The 15,366-nt window shown below is 60.4% G+C and carries 15 protein-coding genes; 10 read left to right on the top strand and 5 right to left on the bottom strand.

Going from position 1 to position 15,366, the window contains the following annotated elements; translation table 11 throughout:
* From ADS46_RS08905 to ADS46_RS08870, 8 genes are all read left to right on the top strand, one after another.
* A partial coding sequence (locus ADS46_RS08905) for a MerR family transcriptional regulator (RefSeq protein ID WP_066319023.1) occupies positions 1-903 on the top strand: 903 nt, incomplete at its 5' end.
* A 66-nt stretch (positions 904-969) separates the two neighbouring features.
* Positions 970-2,382, top strand: coding sequence for a deoxyribodipyrimidine photo-lyase (phrB, locus tag ADS46_RS08900; RefSeq protein ID WP_066319021.1), 1,413 nt, complete (start codon positions 970-972; stop codon positions 2,380-2,382).
* Between the two features lie 39 nt (positions 2,383-2,421).
* Positions 2,422-2,853, top strand: a complete 432-nt coding sequence (locus tag ADS46_RS08895) for a nuclear transport factor 2 family protein (protein WP_066319019.1) — start codon at positions 2,422-2,424, stop codon at positions 2,851-2,853.
* Positions 2,854-2,913: 60 nt separating this feature from the next.
* Positions 2,914-3,699 (top strand): SDR family NAD(P)-dependent oxidoreductase, encoded by a 786-nt coding sequence (locus tag ADS46_RS08890; protein WP_066319017.1) that lies wholly within the window; start codon positions 2,914-2,916, stop codon positions 3,697-3,699.
* A complete protein-coding gene (locus ADS46_RS08885) occupies positions 3,696-5,045 on the top strand; it encodes an NAD(P)/FAD-dependent oxidoreductase (protein WP_066319015.1) in 1,350 nt (449 codons plus the stop codon). The genes ADS46_RS08890 and ADS46_RS08885 overlap by 4 nt, the downstream gene beginning before the upstream one ends.
* Positions 5,042-5,806 (top strand): DUF1365 domain-containing protein, encoded by a 765-nt coding sequence (locus ADS46_RS08880; RefSeq protein WP_066319014.1) that lies wholly within the window; start codon positions 5,042-5,044, stop codon positions 5,804-5,806. The genes ADS46_RS08885 and ADS46_RS08880 overlap by 4 nt, the downstream gene beginning before the upstream one ends.
* Entirely contained in the window at positions 5,803-7,071 is a 1,269-nt protein-coding gene (locus ADS46_RS08875; protein WP_066319011.1) for an SAM-dependent methyltransferase, read from the top strand. Before ADS46_RS08880 ends, ADS46_RS08875 begins: the two co-directional genes overlap by 4 nt.
* On the top strand, positions 7,071-7,595 hold the full coding sequence (locus ADS46_RS08870) for a DUF2878 domain-containing protein (protein ID WP_066319009.1): 525 nt from the start codon (positions 7,071-7,073) through the stop codon (positions 7,593-7,595). The genes ADS46_RS08875 and ADS46_RS08870 overlap by 1 nt, the downstream gene beginning before the upstream one ends.
* On the opposite strand, the gene ADS46_RS08865 is transcribed toward ADS46_RS08870, so the two are convergent.
* On the bottom strand, positions 7,592-9,457 hold the full coding sequence (locus ADS46_RS08865; protein WP_066319007.1) for a putative bifunctional diguanylate cyclase/phosphodiesterase: 1,866 nt from the start codon (positions 9,455-9,457) through the stop codon (positions 7,592-7,594). The genes ADS46_RS08870 and ADS46_RS08865 overlap by 4 nt on opposite strands.
* A 283-nt stretch (positions 9,458-9,740) precedes the next feature.
* On the opposite strand from ADS46_RS08865, the gene fabA reads away from it, so the two are divergent.
* Positions 9,741-10,256 carry a 3-hydroxyacyl-[acyl-carrier-protein] dehydratase FabA gene (gene fabA, locus ADS46_RS08860; RefSeq protein ID WP_066319005.1) on the top strand — a complete coding sequence of 172 codons (516 nt, stop codon included), beginning with the start codon at positions 9,741-9,743 and terminating at the stop codon, positions 10,254-10,256.
* A gap of 12 nt (positions 10,257-10,268) precedes the next feature.
* Complete coding sequence (fabB, locus tag ADS46_RS08855; protein ID WP_066319003.1) at positions 10,269-11,486, top strand: beta-ketoacyl-ACP synthase I; 1,218 nt, start codon at positions 10,269-10,271, stop codon at positions 11,484-11,486.
* An 89-nt stretch (positions 11,487-11,575) separates the two neighbouring features.
* Here fabB and ADS46_RS08850 read toward each other — a convergent pair whose 3' ends face one another.
* The 4 genes from ADS46_RS08850 to ADS46_RS08835 all read right to left on the bottom strand — a co-directional run bounded on the left by ADS46_RS08850 (position 11,576) and on the right by ADS46_RS08835 (position 15,250).
* Entirely contained in the window at positions 11,576-12,304 is a 729-nt protein-coding gene (locus ADS46_RS08850) for a lysophospholipid acyltransferase family protein (RefSeq protein WP_066319001.1), read from the bottom strand.
* The gene (locus ADS46_RS08845; protein WP_066318998.1) at positions 12,301-13,191 is read right to left on the bottom strand and encodes a sugar nucleotide-binding protein; all 891 of its coding nucleotides are present in this window, start codon (positions 13,189-13,191) and stop codon (positions 12,301-12,303) included. Before ADS46_RS08845 ends, ADS46_RS08850 begins: the two co-directional genes overlap by 4 nt.
* Before the next feature lie 44 nt (positions 13,192-13,235).
* Entirely contained in the window at positions 13,236-13,799 is a 564-nt protein-coding gene (ssb, locus tag ADS46_RS08840) for a single-stranded DNA-binding protein (RefSeq protein WP_066318997.1), read from the bottom strand.
* A 71-nt stretch (positions 13,800-13,870) separates the two neighbouring features.
* On the bottom strand, positions 13,871-15,250 hold the full coding sequence (locus ADS46_RS08835; RefSeq protein WP_066318994.1) for an MFS transporter: 1,380 nt from the start codon (positions 15,248-15,250) through the stop codon (positions 13,871-13,873).
* Between the last annotated feature and the right edge of the window lie 116 nt (positions 15,251-15,366).

The following is a 15,366-nucleotide window of genomic DNA, read 5'->3' as shown; positions in this document are numbered from 1 at the left end:
CACCCACCCGATACCCCACTTTATCCCATTCGGGAAGTTTCCCGTCTGACGGGCGTTAATTCGGTTACCCTGCGTGCCTGGGAGCGACGTTACGGTTTAATCTGCCCCAAGCGCACGCCCAAAGGCCACCGGCTGTATGCCCAGGATGACATTACGCGCATCGAACGCATCCTGCAGTGGCTCAATCGCGGCGTCCCGGTCAGCCAGGTCGCGGACCTGCTCGACCAACCCGACACCGTTGAGGCGCCGGTACCCGACGCCGGCGATTGGGTAAGCCAGCGCCAGCAGTTGCAGGCGGTCATCGAAGCGCTCGATCTGCCCAGGCTGGAAGCCTTCTATCACCAGAGCCTGGCGCTCTATCCGTTGAGCACCGCGATCAACGAACTGTGGCAGCCGGTGGTGCTGACGCTGGAAGCCAAGTGGGCGGTGCAACCTGATGCCCTTGTCCGCCGCACATTCGAAGCCTTCTTGCGCAGCCAGGTGGGAATCCGCCTGCATTACGCCAATCAGGCCACCCGCGGTCCGTTGATCCTGCTTAATGCGATGCCCGACGATCCCGGCCCCCTGTGGGTCCTGATGTCAGCGCTGATGGCCAGCGAACAGGGTTACCGTGTGCAGCTGCTGGATCACTCCCTGCCGCTTGAAGACCTCCCCCAGGCAGTCGCACGCCTGCATTCTTCGATGGTGCTGCTGTCCAGCGGCCAGCGGGAAGACGACCGCTATATTCGCCAGGCGCTGCCGGATGCCGCTGCCACGTTAAATGTGCCCATCGGCGTTTGTGGTGAAGTCGCCCGCCTGCGCGACGCCGATCTGCGCGATACCTCCGTGCATATGCTGGGCGATGACCTGCCTCAAGCCATCGCCCGCTTGCGCCCGTTACTGCGCGAATCAGGCGTCCTTTGACAAACTGAGTGACACCGCCGCAGCGGCGGTGGCTACCCGCTTGACCATCGCCCTGCAGGAGTTCCCATGTCTCGACAGTTGGTTTGGCTGCGTAGTGACCTGCGCATCCACGATAACACCGCGCTTGCCGCCGCCGCTGCAAAAGGGCCGGTGGTTGCCGTCTTTCTGCGCTCGGTGGACCAGTGGCAGGCGCACGGCCATGGCATCAACAAGATCGACTTCTGGACACGTGGCGTTACGGCCCTCAAAGAAGCACTCGAGGGGCTGAACATTCCGCTTCTGCATCGGGATATCGCGTCGTTCGATGAGGCGCCCGCCAGCTTGCTGGAGATTGCCCGCGAGCACCAGATCGAGCAGTTGCACTTCAACCTTGAGTATCCCCTCAATGAGCAGCGTCGCGACCAGGCGGTCATCGAGTCCTTCAAGCAGGCGGACATTGCGGCACACGGGCATCATGATGCGGTGGCCTTTGCCCCCGGGACGCTACTGACCGGCAAGGGCGACTATTACGGCGTCTTCACACCCTTTGCCAAGGCCTGGCACAAGCAGATCACCGCCGACCAGTTGGCACTGCGCGACACGCCGGATGCTCAATCGCCACTGGGTATCGATAGCGACCCTTTGCCGACACTCCCGGATCTTGATGCCACCCCCGTCGATGCTGACCAGTGGCCTGCAGGAGAGTACGCCGCCAGCGACCGCCTGGAACGCTTCTTACGCTTCCGTGGCCGCCACTACAGCGATCAGCGGGACTTCCCAAAGGTGCGCGGCACCAGCGAGCTTTCGCCCTATCTGGCGCTGGGAATGATCTCCTATCGTCAGTGCATGCAGGCCGTCATGAGCGAGAATGGCGGACATTTGGCCGATGGCGATAAAGGCCTGACCGCCTGGGTCAGTGAGCTTATCTGGCGGGAATTTTACCAGCACGTGGCCGTCGGCTTTCCTCAGGTATGCCGCCACCAGCCGTTTCAGGCCCATACCCGTAAACTTGCCTGGCGCGATGACCCCGACGCCTTCAACGCCTGGTGCGAGGGCCGTACCGGCTACCCGCTGGTCGACGCCGCCATGCGCCAGCTGGTCACCACTGGCTGGATGCACAATCGGCTGCGCATGGTCACCGCGATGTTTCTGAGCAAGCACCTGCTGATCGACTGGCGCCGGGGTGAAGCGTTTTTTCTGCGCCACCTGGTCGATGGCGAGTTTGGTGCCAACAACGGTGGCTGGCAGTGGGCGGCCTCAACGGGTACCGACGCCGCCCCGTATTTCCGAATCTTCAATCCCACCATGCAATCCACGCGCTTTGACCCCAACGGCGACTTTATCGCCCACTGGCTGCCCGAGCTTGCCGCCTTGCCGACCAAAGCCCGCCATGCACCACCGCGCGACCTGCTGACCCAACTGGACTACCCCGCCCCCATTGTCGATCACAAGGCAGCACGTCAACGGGCACTCGATGCCTTCAAGGCGCTGTCAGACTGATACCGGCCCGCTAACCGCCTAACGACTTCAGGAGTCTTCATGTCACAGGACAAGGCACTGGAAGATTTTTGCGCCTTTTTCAATAAACTTGACAACACCTGTACAGAAAAGCTGTACGAAGTATATACTGACGATATAATTTTCAGCGACCCGCTGCATAACGTTGAAGGTCGCCCCGCGCTGTCGCGCTATTTTGCCGCGATGTATGAAAACGTCGAGCACTGCCAATTCGTTTATCACACGCGCCAGCGCCAGGGCAGTCAGGCATTTGTCACCTGGACCATGACATTCGTGCATCCAAAGCTGGCAGGGGGACGTACGATCAAGGTAGAGGGGTGCAGTGCGTTGACATTTGCTGACGACGGACGTGTAGCGCGACACAGGGACTACTTTGACGCCGGGGCGATGCTCTATGAGCACCTCCCGGTAATGGGGCGGGTCATTCGCTGGTTAAAGCATCGTCTTGATTAATCATTACGTTGCCTGGGGCATCTGACCAAGGTGCCCACAGGGTGTAACAGGAGAGGTTCGATGAGCACATGGACAACCCCCCAGCGTATCTGGCTGACGGGTGCGACCTCGGGGATTGGCGACGCCTTGGCCAGAAAGCTTATTGCCCAGGGTCATCAGGTCGTACTCAGCGCCCGCAACCACGAGGCGCTGGAAGCGCTGTGCCAGGACCACCCCAACGCCCACCCGCTGCCGCTCGACGTCAGCGACCGCCATGCGGTGTTGGCCGCGGGCCAGCAGATCGGCGAGCAGTTGGGCGCCCTTGACCTGGTTCTGCTCAACGCAGGCACCTGTGAATACCTCAATGCCCAGCAGTTTGACATGGACCTGATCGAACGTGTTTTCACCCCCAACCTGTTTGGCACCCTGTATGGCGTCGAGGCGGCCCTTCCCTTATTGCGTGCCGCCCGCCGGGAAGGCAAGCCCGCCCGGCTTGCGGCCACTTCGAGCGCTTCTGCCTACCTGCCGTTACCCCGGGCTGAAGCCTATGGCGCCTCCAAGGCGGCCGTCAGCTATTTCCTGGAGTCGCTGCGCCTTGACCTTGACCAGGAAGGCATCGACGTCAGCCTGATTCACCCAGGCTTCGTCAAGACGCCGCTGACCGAGCGCAATGACTTCCCCATGCCCATGCAGGTAAGCGCTGACACCGCCGCCGAGGCGATTATCAACGGCTTGGTCAAAGGCCATCTGGATATTCATTTTCCGCGCCGCTTTACCTACCTGGTGAAGTTTCTCGGCATACTGCCGCCCGCCCTGCGCCGCCGAATCGGCCTGCGCATGACGCGCCAGCAAGAGGCTTCCCGATGAGCACCTTGGGTTCACAGCGTATCGCCGTGATCGGCAGCGGCATCAGCGGTATGGCAGCTGGCTGGTATCTTTCCGCCCGGCATGACGTCACCCTGTTCGAGGCCGACGACCGGCTGGGCGGCCACACGGCCACCATGGACGTCGAGGTGTCGGGCACTTCTTATGCCATCGATACCGGCTTCATCGTCTTCAACGACTGGACCTATCCGCATTTTCAGCGCCTGCTGGATGCCCTGGATGTCCCCAGCCAGGCCACCGAAATGAGTTTTTCGGTACACGAGACCAGCGTTGACTTTGAATACAACGGCCACACCTTGACCTCGCTGTTTGCCCAGCGCCGCAACCTGCTGAATCCTGCTTTTTATCGCTTACTCGGCGATATCATGCGCTTCAACAAGCAGGCCACTGCGGACCTGGAGAACGGTCGGCTTGCCCAGGACATGACGCTTGGCGACTATCTGGACCGTCACGGCTACGGCCAGGCCTTCCAGCGGCGCTACCTGCTGCCCATGGGTGCGGCCATCTGGTCGGCGAGTATTGGCGACTTGCGATCCTTTCCGCTGACCTTTTTTGTCCGTTTTTTCCGCAACCACGGGCTGCTATCGGTCAACCACCGTCCCCAGTGGTACACGCTGGTGGGTGGTTCACGCCGCTACATTCCACAGTTGACCGCGCCCTATGCGGACCGTATTCACCTGAACACCCCGGTTTCCGGCATTACCCGCACGGATACCGGGGTGATGATCACCACCGCTCAAGGCACCCAGCGCTTTGATCAGGTCGTACTGGCCTGCCATGCCGACCAGGCCCTGGCCATGCTGGATGACCCGACCGCGGCTGAAAGCGAGATTCTCGGCGCCATGCCCTATCAGGATAACGAGGTGGTCCTGCATACCGACACCTCGCTGTTGCCACGCCGACAACGTGCCTGGGCCAGCTGGAATTACCGCCTTGACGGTCGCGGCGCCGACGAACGGGTCTCGGTGACCTACAACATGAACATTCTTCAGCGGCTGGATGCGGACACCACGTTTTGCGTCACCCTCAATGATTCAGACAGTATCGACCCCGCCAGGGTGCTGGGACGCTACACCTACGCCCACCCACAGTTCACCCTGGCGGGGCATGCTGCCCAGCAGCGTCACGACGAGATTTCATCGCCTGCCCGACGCACCCACTTCTGTGGTGCCTACTGGCGCAACGGCTTCCATGAAGACGGGGTCTGGAGCGCACTGCGCGTTGCCCGCTCGCTGGGTTGTGACGAAGCGCACACCCCGCTCACCGCCCCCACAGCGCTGCCCACCACGGAGCTGTTCGATGCCTATCAGGGGGGTGACGCGGGATGATGACGACGCCACATTCACGGGTATATCGCGGCACCCTGCGTCACCGACGTTTCACGCCTCACACGCACCGTTTTGATTACCAGCTGTGGATGGCCTGGCTGGACCTGGACGAGCTGCCGATGCTGTTTGACGGTGTGCCGGGGTTCAGCGCCAGAGGCGCGGCGCTGGCACGCTTTCGCCGCGAAGACTATCTCGGCCCGACGGATCGCCCGCTGGCCACCGCCGTCCGCGAAGAGCTGACACGCCAGTTGGGCAGCGCCCCCGAGGGCCGAATCTGCGTATTGACGCAGCTGCGCACGCTGGGCGCCATGTTCAACCCTATCTCGATGTATTACGCCTACGACCGGGCAGGCCAGCTGGCAGCGGTGCTTGGCGAAGTGACCAACATGCCCTGGCGTGAGCGCACCTGTTACGCCTGCCGTGTCGATGGCCACCGCCACAGCCACCACGCGACCTTCGATAAAGCCATGCACGTCTCACCGTTCAACCCCATGGACATGACTTACCGATGGCGATTTAACACACCGGGCGAGCAGCTGTTACTGCACATGGAAAACTGGCAGGCCGGGCAGCGTCACTTCGACGCCACCCTGACCCTGGAGGCGGCCCCCGCCACCGCCAGGGTGTTGCTGACCACTCTGGCGCGCCAGCCATGGATAAGCCTGAAAACCATCACCGGCATTCATTTTGAGGCGCTTCGGCTGTGGTTGAAGCGCAACCCTGTCTACAACCACCCCAAGCGCAAGGAGACCTCGAAATGACGACCCTGCGTTCCACGCCGCCTGATATTCAACCCGCCCCCCAGGGGCGTGTCACCCGCTGGCTGAAAAAGCGGCTGATCGCGCAGCTGGACACCTTTACCGGTGGCCACATTACCCTGATTGAAGGCAATCAATGCCACCATCTGGGTCGGGGCGGGGAGCTTCACGTCACCGTCGTCGTCCGCCATGCACGCGCCTGGAAGCGACTGGCTTTCGGCGGCACCGTGGGCGCCGCCGAGGCTTACATGGACAATGACTGGGACGCCGATGACCTGGTCGCCCTGGTGCGCCTGTTTGCCATTAACCTGGACCAGGTCAACGGCCATCTCGAGAACGGCAGCGCGCGCATGACACGCTGGCTGATGGGCCTGGTGCATCGTTTTCAGCGCAACAGCCTGACCGGCTCCAGACGCAACATCGCCGCGCACTATGATATCGGCAACGACCTGTTTGCCACCTTTCTCGACAAGCACCACTGGATGTACTCCAGCGCCGTCTTTCCCTACCCGGATGCCAGTCTGGAAGAAGCCTCGACCTACAAGCTGGATGTCATGCTCGACAAGCTCAACGTGCTACCCGAGCACCATTTGCTGGAAATCGGCACGGGCTGGGGCGGGCTTGCCATCCATGCGGCCAAGACCCGCGGCTGCCAGGTGACGACGACCACTATTTCCGAAGAACAATACGCCTATACCGCAAAGCGCATTAAGGAAGAAGGTCTGGAAGCGCGCATCACGCTGCTGAAACAGGACTACCGTGAACTGACCGGCCGCTATGACCGGCTGATTTCCGTCGAAATGATTGAAGCCGTCGGCCACCAGTACCTGGATACCTACCTGCGCAAGGTCGACAGCCTGTTGACCGATGACGGTCAAGCCATGCTCCAGGCGATTACCATCCGCGACCAGCGCTTTGATGGCGCCAAGCGGGATATGGACTTTATCAAGCGGTATATCTTCCCCGGCGGCTTTTTACCTTCCCACCACGCCATTGCCAGCAGCCTGATGCGCAAGACATCGCTCAACATGGTAGCGCTCGATGAAATTGGCCAGCATTACGCGCGTACCCTGCGCGAATGGCGCCACCGCTTCGAGGCCCACCTGGAGGATGTTCAAGCACTGGGTTATGACGAACGCTTTATTCGCATGTGGCGTTATTACCTGTGCTACTGCGAGGGCGGTTTCCTGGAGCGTTCGATTGGCACCTGTCACTTACTGCTGGCCAAGCCCGCTGCCAAACCGGCCCCCTTGACCGGAGCGCTGTAATGCTCGCCCGGCGGCGCTTGGTGGCAGTGCTCGTTAACGCTCTGGGCTTTGAAGTGATCTGGACGCTGTGCGTGCTGGGAGGCTCCTGGGTTGCCGCGGTGGCTGGCAGTGCCTGGATTGCACTGCATTTGCGGTATGTCGGTAAACCAGGGGAGTGGCGACTGGTGGCGGCCTTTGCCTTATTAGGGCTCGCGGTCGACGGCGGTCTACAGCTGGCCGGGGGGCTGATATTTGCCGATCAACGGCTCATCGCGGGCTTATTGCCGTTATGGCTGTGGATGCTCTGGCCGCTGTTCGCCACTCTGGTGCATCACTCGCTTGCGTGGCTATGGCAATGGCCCTGGCTGGCAGCGGTGCTGGGCGCGCTGGGCGGTCCCTTGTCGTATTTTGCCGGCGCCGCCCTCACCGAGGTCACCCTGGCGCCTTGGCTGCTGCCCGCCCAGGCGCTGGTATGGGCACTCCTCTGCCTTGGCGTTTGCCGCTATTACCGTCGCTGGCAATATCGCCATGCCGACACCCACTAGCGCCCTGAGCTTGCCACTTCGCCGGTGCGAGCCTTGGCAGGCTGGGCTTTAGGAAGCAAACGTTGCTCGAGTTCGTGCGCGGGCTGAGGACGGGCGAAATAAAACCCTTGCACCATATGACAGCCCGCATCAACCAGAAAATCGCACTGCTCTTTGGTTTCGACGCCTTCGGCAATCACATCAAGCCCCAGTCCCTTGGCCATCGACAGCACCGCCTTCACAATCGCAGCATCGGCCTGGTCACCGGGCAATTCTCGAATGAACGCTCGGTCGAGCTTTATCTTGTCCACCGGCAGGCGCTTCAGGTAGCCAAGCGATGAATAGCCGGTACCGAAGTCGTCGATCGCAATGGCATAGCCTTGGTCGCGTAGCGCTTTCAGACGCGGCCCCATGTCGCCTGCGCGCTCGTCCAGCAGGACCGATTCGGTGAGTTCCAGGCCGATGTGAGCAGACGTTATCCGGTAGCGCTTCAGGCAGGTGGCCAGTTGGCTTTCAAGATCACCATGAAAGAGTTGCAGCGCCGAGATGTTGACCCACATGGTCAGCGTCGGCATGTCACTATTGGCCCAGTGCGCCTGCTGAGCGCAGGCCTTTTCAATCACCCAGCTACCCAGCTCCGCCATCAAACCGTGGCGCTCGGCCAAGGGGATGAATTCACCCGGCGATATCATCCCATCGCGCGGGTGCTGCCAGCGCAGCAGCGCCTCCATGCCAAGCAGCTCGCCCGTACCGGGGTGATGCTGGGTCTGAAAATACAGCTCCAGTTGATCCCCCGAGACGAGGGCGGCACGCAGGTCGCTGACCAGCGACAATTGCGGATTGTCCTGCTTGTCCAGGGCGGGGCGAAAACGCAGACTGTGGTTACGCCCCAGCCGTTTGGCGTTGTATAACGCCGACTCCAGCCGTTGAAACAACACCCCGGAGTCACGCCCGTCTTCCGGGACTCGACAGCTGCCGATGGTCAAACCCAGACGCAACGACTGCTCCTGGATCTCAAACGGGTTGCTCATGTGGTCACGCAGGTTCGCCACCCACTTATCGTGATCATCATAGGTCGTGGTGCGCATGACCATGAATTCATCGCCGCCTAGACGTCCGACGACGCTGCCCGCCATATAGCTCGTCAACCGCTGGGCAAAACGCGCCAGCAAACGGTCACCCTGCTCAACCCCCATGCTGTCGTTCACCGATTTCAAACCGTCAATATCGATCAGCGCAATATCCAGACTCTCTCCCGCGCGCAGACTGCGCAGGCGTGATTCCATCAGGTCGTGCAGACGCCGCCGGTTGGGCAGCCCGGTCAGCGGGTCCTCATAGCCGATGCGCCGCAGATCGCGCTCACGGGCTTTCTGGGCGGAAATATCGGCAAAAAGGCTAATGAAATGGGTTATCTTGCCGCGTTTATCGGTGATGGCACGCACCTTGAGCCACTCGGGGTATTCATCGCCGTGCTTGCGGCGGTTCCACATCTCGCCTTCCCAGCGCCCGGTGTTTTTAAGTGTGCTCCAGAAATGCTGGTAGAATGTTTTATCGTGCCTCGGGGCTGCCAGTGTTTCGAGCTTTAGCCCCAGTATTTCATGACTTTCATAGCCGGTAATTTCAGTGAACGCAGGGTTAACGGCAAGAACACGGTTATCTATGTCACTGATGACCATCGCATCATTGGCAAGCCCGATCGCATCCTGCGAGAGGCGCAACCTGAGACGCTGTTGACGCACCTGACGCCACGCATCCCAGAGCCCAAGCGCCACCACCGATGCCGCGACCATGCGCAGCGCGGCATCGGGAATCCAGATGCAGGCGGGCAGTGCCACCAACGCAGCCCAGACCAGGGGGCGACTAAGGGAAACGGGAAGCCACATGCTTGTTCACGACATCCTATAAAAACGGGCTAAGAGTTGCTCCCAAAAGAATTAGATCAGCGTCATGACGACGCCTGACAGGCAACGGAACGTCAATCTTACGTCAATAAGCCGTTTAATGTGCAAAACCAATCATTCGACTCTACACTATTTGCCTCATTATACTTTCGGCCGCCCGTAAAAAATCTGTAGGGCACGCCAATAATAAGCCCGTTACGTGCATTCAGCGGTTTCGGGAAGTAGACTAGGCCCAACCTTTTACCCTGATACTTGGAAAGATTCAGTGACCAAGCAACACTCCTTTGATCGCGATGAACTGCTGGCCTGCTCCCGCGGCGAACTTTTTGGCCCGGGTAATGCCCAACTGCCAGCTCCCAACATGCTGATGCTTGACCGCATCACGCACATTCACGAAGCAGGCGGCGAGTACAATAAAGGCGAATTGATTGCCGAATTGGATATCACACCCGACCTATGGTTTTTCGATTGCCATTTCCCTGGTGACCCGGTCATGCCAGGCTGCCTGGGGCTTGATGCCATGTGGCAGCTGGTTGGCTTCTACCTGGGATGGCTGGGCCACCCTGGCCGCGGCCGCGCACTCGGCTGCGGTGAAGTGAAGTTCAGCGGCCAGATACTTCCCGACGCGCAAAAAGTAACTTATCGTATCAACATGAAACGCATCATTACTCGTCGGCTGATTCTGGGCATGGCCGACGGCACCGTCTCGGTAGACGGTCGTGATATCTATCAGGCTAATGATTTGCGCGTTGGCCTATTCACCTCCACTGCGAATTTTTAACAGGAGGCTCCCATGCGACGAGTGGTAGTCACCGGCCTTGGCATTGTGTCGTGCCTGGGCAATGACCAACAACAGGTCCTTGAGGCGCTTAGAAGTGGCCGTAGCGGCATTCGCTTCAAAGAAGACTATGCTGAACGTGGCTTTCGCAGCCAGGTAGCAGGCAGCGTTGATATTGCCCTCGAATCGCTCATTGACCGCAAACTGCTGCGGTTCATGGGCGATGCAGCAGCTTATGCGTATATTTCCATGGCGCAGGCCATCGAAGACGCGGGGCTTGCCGACGATCAGGTATCCAACGAGCGAACCGGCCTGATTGCAGGCTCTGGCGGCGCCTCGAGCGCCAACCAGGTGGAAGCCGCCGATGTGCTGCGCGAAAAGGGACTGCGTCGCGTAGGCCCCTACCGCGTCACCCGCACCATGGGCAGTACCGTCTCGGCGTGCCTGGCAACGCCGTTCAAGATCAAGGGCGTGAACTATTCCATTTCGTCGGCCTGCGCTACCTCGGCACACTGTATCGGCAGTGCGATGGAGCAGATTCAGCTCGGCAAGCAGGACGTGGTCTTTGCTGGCGGTGGCGAAGAGGAACACTGGACGCTGTCCTGCCTGTTCGACGCCATGGGGGCGCTTTCCACCCACTATAACGCGTCGCCCGACAAGGCATCGCGCCCTTACGACCAGGCCCGTGACGGCTTTGTGATCGCTGGCGGCGGCGGCATGCTGGTGCTCGAAGAACTGGAACATGCCAAGGCCCGCGGCGCCAAGATTTACGGCGAGCTGGTAGGCTATGGCGCCACGTCCGACGGCTACGACATGGTGGCACCTTCCGGCGAAGGGGCGACTCGCTGTATGCGCCAAGCCATGGCAACCGTTGAGGGTGATATTGATTATATCAACACCCACGGCACATCAACGCCGGTGGGCGATGTAGCCGAGCTCAAAGCGGTCCGCGAGGTATTTGGCAATTCAACACCGGCGATGAGCTCGACCAAATCGCTGACCGGCCACTCGTTGGGCGCCACCGGGGTACAGGAGGCGGTCTACTCGCTGCTCATGATGCAGCACCGTTTCGTGGCCGCCTCGGCCAATGTGGAACACCTCGACGAGCAGGCCGACGGCTTCGATATCGTTACCGAGCGCCGCGATGACGTGGCAATCGATCGAGTGCTGTCCAACAGCTTCGGCTTTGGCGGCACCAATGCCTGCCTGGTGTTTCAGCGCTACGCCGAATAACCTTGCGGGATAATCGGCGGTAAGCACCATGAAAACGCCCCCTGCGAATCCGCGGGGGGCGTTTTTTATACTCAGCCAATATAAGGACTTTATTGCGGTCTCGGGATATCCGAGATCTCAACCAGTTGGGCCTCTATCCACGCCTCGACATCAGCCAGCACCTCATCCGAGGTCCGTCCTGCCGTTTCAATCGGTTCGCCAATACGCACCCGCAGCACGCCCGGGCGTTTAACCCAATGGCGCCCCGGCCACCGCTCTCCCGCATTATGGGCCACGGGTAATACCGGCACCCCTGCGCGACAGGCAACCACACTACCGCTTTTGTTGTAACGCCTGCGCTCCCCGGGCTCGACCCGGGTGCCTTCAGGAAAAATCAGCACCGAAAGCCCTGTATTCAGCCGTTCAACGCCCTGGCCCAGCACCTGCTTGATGGCCCGCGCCGGTTTGGAGCGGTCCAGGCTGATCGGGTGCAGCAAACGCAAGCCCCAGCCAAAGATGGGCAGGCGCAGCAGCTCACGTTTCAATACGGTACATACCGGCGGCTTCATCACCTGCAGAAAAACCGTTTCCCACTCGCTTTGGTGGTTTGCCTGAATCACACAGGGCCCGTCCGGCAGGTGATGCGCGCCCTGGATGTCGTAGCGCACGCCGCAGGCAATGCGAAACCAGAACATCAGAAAATAATTATATAGATTGAGCAGGCGATAACGCCCGGCCAGGGGTAAAAAAGGCGCGATCGGCAGGAACAGCACGCCAATCACCAAGAGGGCAGCAAAATACCCTGCGTAAAATACCACGCTGCGAACCACTTGCTTCAAGACGACGCTCCTGTGCCGTCGACACCCTTCTGATCACGCGTTAAACACCAGGCATCGAGCATGCGCCCGACCTCCAAGCGCCACGGCTTTTGATGGACACCAAACACGTTGAGCACCCGTCGACAATTCAGCACGCGCCGCAACTTGGCATCATGGTGATGCTTCAATGCCTTGACGTCACCTAGCGTCACTTGCTCGCCACGACCTTCAAGATGCGTCAATAGTTGCGTTCTCACCATGGAGGTAAAGGTAAAGGCGCTCACCGGCTCAGTTCCCGCCAGGTGATAGGCGCCCCAGGCATCCGCGCCGCAGGACTGCTGCTGGAGCATACCGATCAGCGCAAGGGCCACGGCATCCGCCGAGGTAGGGCAAAAGATGACGTCTTCCGCCGCGCGCACGCTGTCACCCATGACCAGGCTATCCAACAGCTCGTTGAGCCACGCATGACTGCCCTCAAGGGCGAACAGCGGCCCCAGGCGAACAATCAGGTGGCGCGCATAATCAGCCCGGATACGATTGCCGGTTTGTACCAGACGGCGCAGGCTTTCATCACGTGGTGCCGGAACGACATGCTCATCGATGGCGACGTCGAAGCCGTCTTCGTAAAGCTGATCAGACACACACCAGACGAGCGCCACGTCTTCTGCTCGGCAGGCCTCGAGGCAGACCTCAACGGCGTCGGCGTGCTCCATAACGGCGGCGGGGGCCATGTTCAGGGGGTGCGCCAATGGCGGCACAATCACCGCATCCGGCGACACCTCCCGTAGACGCTCGGCATTCACCTGCGTCGCTTGTTCAATCACCAGCTCAGTATCTGAACGGCGACTGGTTTCGCGGGCCAGCGCCAGACTCAGGCAGTGGCCCGCATCGAGTATCAAAAGCTTCAAGACGGCCTGTCTCCCTTACCTTCACTCGCGTCATTGAGCGTCACTTAGAACGGAATCTCGTCATCGAAATCATCGAAATTGCCGGGGTCAGGGGCGCCATACTGGTTGTTTTGCTGGCCTTGGGGCGGTGCGGGCTGGTTTTGCTGCGGCGCTCGCTGCGGCTGGTTAGCGCCTTGTCCGCCGTATTGGTCACCCTGAGGCGGCTGGGGTTGGCCACCCTGCCCACCTTGCGCATAGTTATTGGGCGCCCCGCCGCCCTGGTAATCACCACCGCGGGAATCAAGCATCTGCATGTCATTGGCAACGATTTCAGTGCTGTAGCGGTCCTGGCCATTCTGGTCCTGCCATTTGCGGGTTTGCAAACGACCTTCGATGTACACCTTGGAGCCTTTCTTGAGGTATTGCTGGGCAATTTCGGCGGTTTTGTTGAACATCACCACCCGGTGCCACTCGGTGCGCTCCTGGCGCTGACCGCTCTGGCGGTCCATCCAGGTATCGGTGGTGGCCAGGTTAAGGTTGGCAACCGCCGTGCCGGAGGGCGTGAATCGTACCTCAGGATCCTGTCCGAGGTTGCCGATCAAGATAACCTTGTTAATGCCGCGAGCCATAAGGCGCTCCTTTCAATTGATATCGATAAACGTCGACAGCGTCCCAGCGACGCACTATTACCCCACCCCTTTTATGATTTCGGGGGTGTTACCAGCTTAGCAAGCGTTGCTTGATCAAGCTGCTGCCGATTGACCTTCAAATACGCTAGCCGCTCTTCGGGCACGACCATGACATCCTCGACGCCTGCCACGCCTGCTAGATGCTCAAGCAGCACGTCCATAGTATCGCCTTCGGTGTCGCCCAGTGCCACCACCTCACTGCTCAACGGCGGTGGTGATGGCATATTCAGCATCGCGCCCCACCACAATAGCGCCAGCAGTGCGCAGCCGAGAAATACCGCGTCCAGCCCTCCGACACTTGCCAGCACGCCACCCAAGGTGCCGCCTAGAAATGCCCCCAGGAACTGGCTGGTGGAATAGACGCCCATGGCAGTCCCCTTCGCCCCGGCCGGTGCCAGCTTGCTGAGCATCGACGGAAGGGTGGCTTCCAACAGGTTAAAGCCGGTAAAGAAAATAAACAGCCATGGAAATAACCAATAGCCTTCAGAGACCGGAAGCCCCAAACCCGCCAGGCTGACCGTAATGGCGCCAATCGCCAGCAGGCAGATGCGTGTCATGCGCTGGCGCTTCTCGGCCACGATCATCAGCGGCAGCATGGCGATAAACGAAAATCCCATGATCGCCAGATAGGCCAGGCCATGATGCGCCGCGCTGATTCCCGCCTCAAGCAAGCGAAACGGTACGGCCACAAAAATCGCCATCAGCACGAAGTGCAGCGCAAAAATCGACACGTCGAGCCGCCAGAGTTCCGGGCGTGACAGCACACTCCTCAACTGCCGACGGTCCATGCCCACATCGCGGTGCTGGACACGGCGCGGCGCGGGCGGCACCCAGCGCCACAAAACGATCAGGCCCAACAGCGTCAGCAGTACCGTCAGCCAGAACACACCGGCAAGCCCTGCCCACGCCGCCAGCCAGGGTCCAATCACCATGGCCAGAGCAAATGCCACGCCAATCGATAAGCCAATCGTTGCCATCGCCGCAGTACGCACCTGCTCACGGGTCTGATCCGCCAGCAGCGCCATGATGGCCGCGGCCACCGCCCCACTGCCCTGCAGGGCACGGCCGACAATCATGACGGCGATGGAATCAGCAAGCGCTGCCACCACGCTGCCCAGCGCAAACAGTACCAGCCCAAAGGCAATCACGCGTTTGCGACCAACCCGGTCAGACCATAAACCGAAGGGGATTTGCAGAAGCGCCTGGGTCAGCCCATAGATCCCTAACGCCACCCCCACCAGCAGCGGCGTCGAGCCTGCCAGACCGTCGGCATACAGCGCCAGCACGGGCAGGACCATGAAAAGCCCCAACATACGAGACGCGTACAACCCCGCCAGGCCGCTGATGGCACGGCGTTCAGAGGCCAGTAACAGTGCAGACACCTTGCGCATAAAACCCTTGGAATGGTCCTTGGGATGATGACCGTCGATGGTAAGTCAATGCCCACCGGGGCTTGGATAGCCGCCCATTCTAGCGCGTTGGGTGATTCAGCGAAACGTCATCACAC

It is taken from the genome of Halomonas sp. G11 (assembly GCF_001663515.1).
Lineage (GTDB): Bacteria > Pseudomonadota > Gammaproteobacteria > Pseudomonadales > Halomonadaceae > Vreelandella.
Note: the sequence above shows the minus strand (reverse complement) of the source record. Positions and strands in the feature narration are given on the sequence as shown.

Excerpts from the sequence above, each read along its gene's own strand:
- phrB (WP_066319021.1), top strand. The coding sequence starts at position 970 with ATGTCTCGACAGTTGGTTTGGCTGCGTAGTGACCTGCGCATCCACGAT.
- ADS46_RS08895 (WP_066319019.1), top strand. The coding sequence starts at position 2,422 with ATGTCACAGGACAAGGCACTGGAAGATTTTTGCGCCTTTTTCAATAAA.
- ADS46_RS08890 (WP_066319017.1), top strand. The coding sequence starts at position 2,914 with ATGAGCACATGGACAACCCCCCAGCGTATCTGGCTGACGGGTGCGACC.
- ADS46_RS08885 (WP_066319015.1), top strand. The coding sequence starts at position 3,696 with ATGAGCACCTTGGGTTCACAGCGTATCGCCGTGATCGGCAGCGGCATC.
- ADS46_RS08880 (WP_066319014.1), top strand. The coding sequence starts at position 5,042 with ATGATGACGACGCCACATTCACGGGTATATCGCGGCACCCTGCGTCAC.
- ADS46_RS08875 (WP_066319011.1), top strand. The coding sequence starts at position 5,803 with ATGACGACCCTGCGTTCCACGCCGCCTGATATTCAACCCGCCCCCCAG.
- ADS46_RS08870 (WP_066319009.1), top strand. The coding sequence starts at position 7,071 with ATGCTCGCCCGGCGGCGCTTGGTGGCAGTGCTCGTTAACGCTCTGGGC.
- ADS46_RS08865 (WP_066319007.1), bottom strand. The coding sequence starts at position 9,457 with ATGTGGCTTCCCGTTTCCCTTAGTCGCCCCCTGGTCTGGGCTGCGTTG.
- fabB (WP_066319003.1), top strand. The coding sequence starts at position 10,269 with ATGCGACGAGTGGTAGTCACCGGCCTTGGCATTGTGTCGTGCCTGGGC.
- ssb (WP_066318997.1), bottom strand. The coding sequence starts at position 13,799 with ATGGCTCGCGGCATTAACAAGGTTATCTTGATCGGCAACCTCGGACAG.
- ADS46_RS08835 (WP_066318994.1), bottom strand. The coding sequence starts at position 15,250 with ATGCGCAAGGTGTCTGCACTGTTACTGGCCTCTGAACGCCGTGCCATC.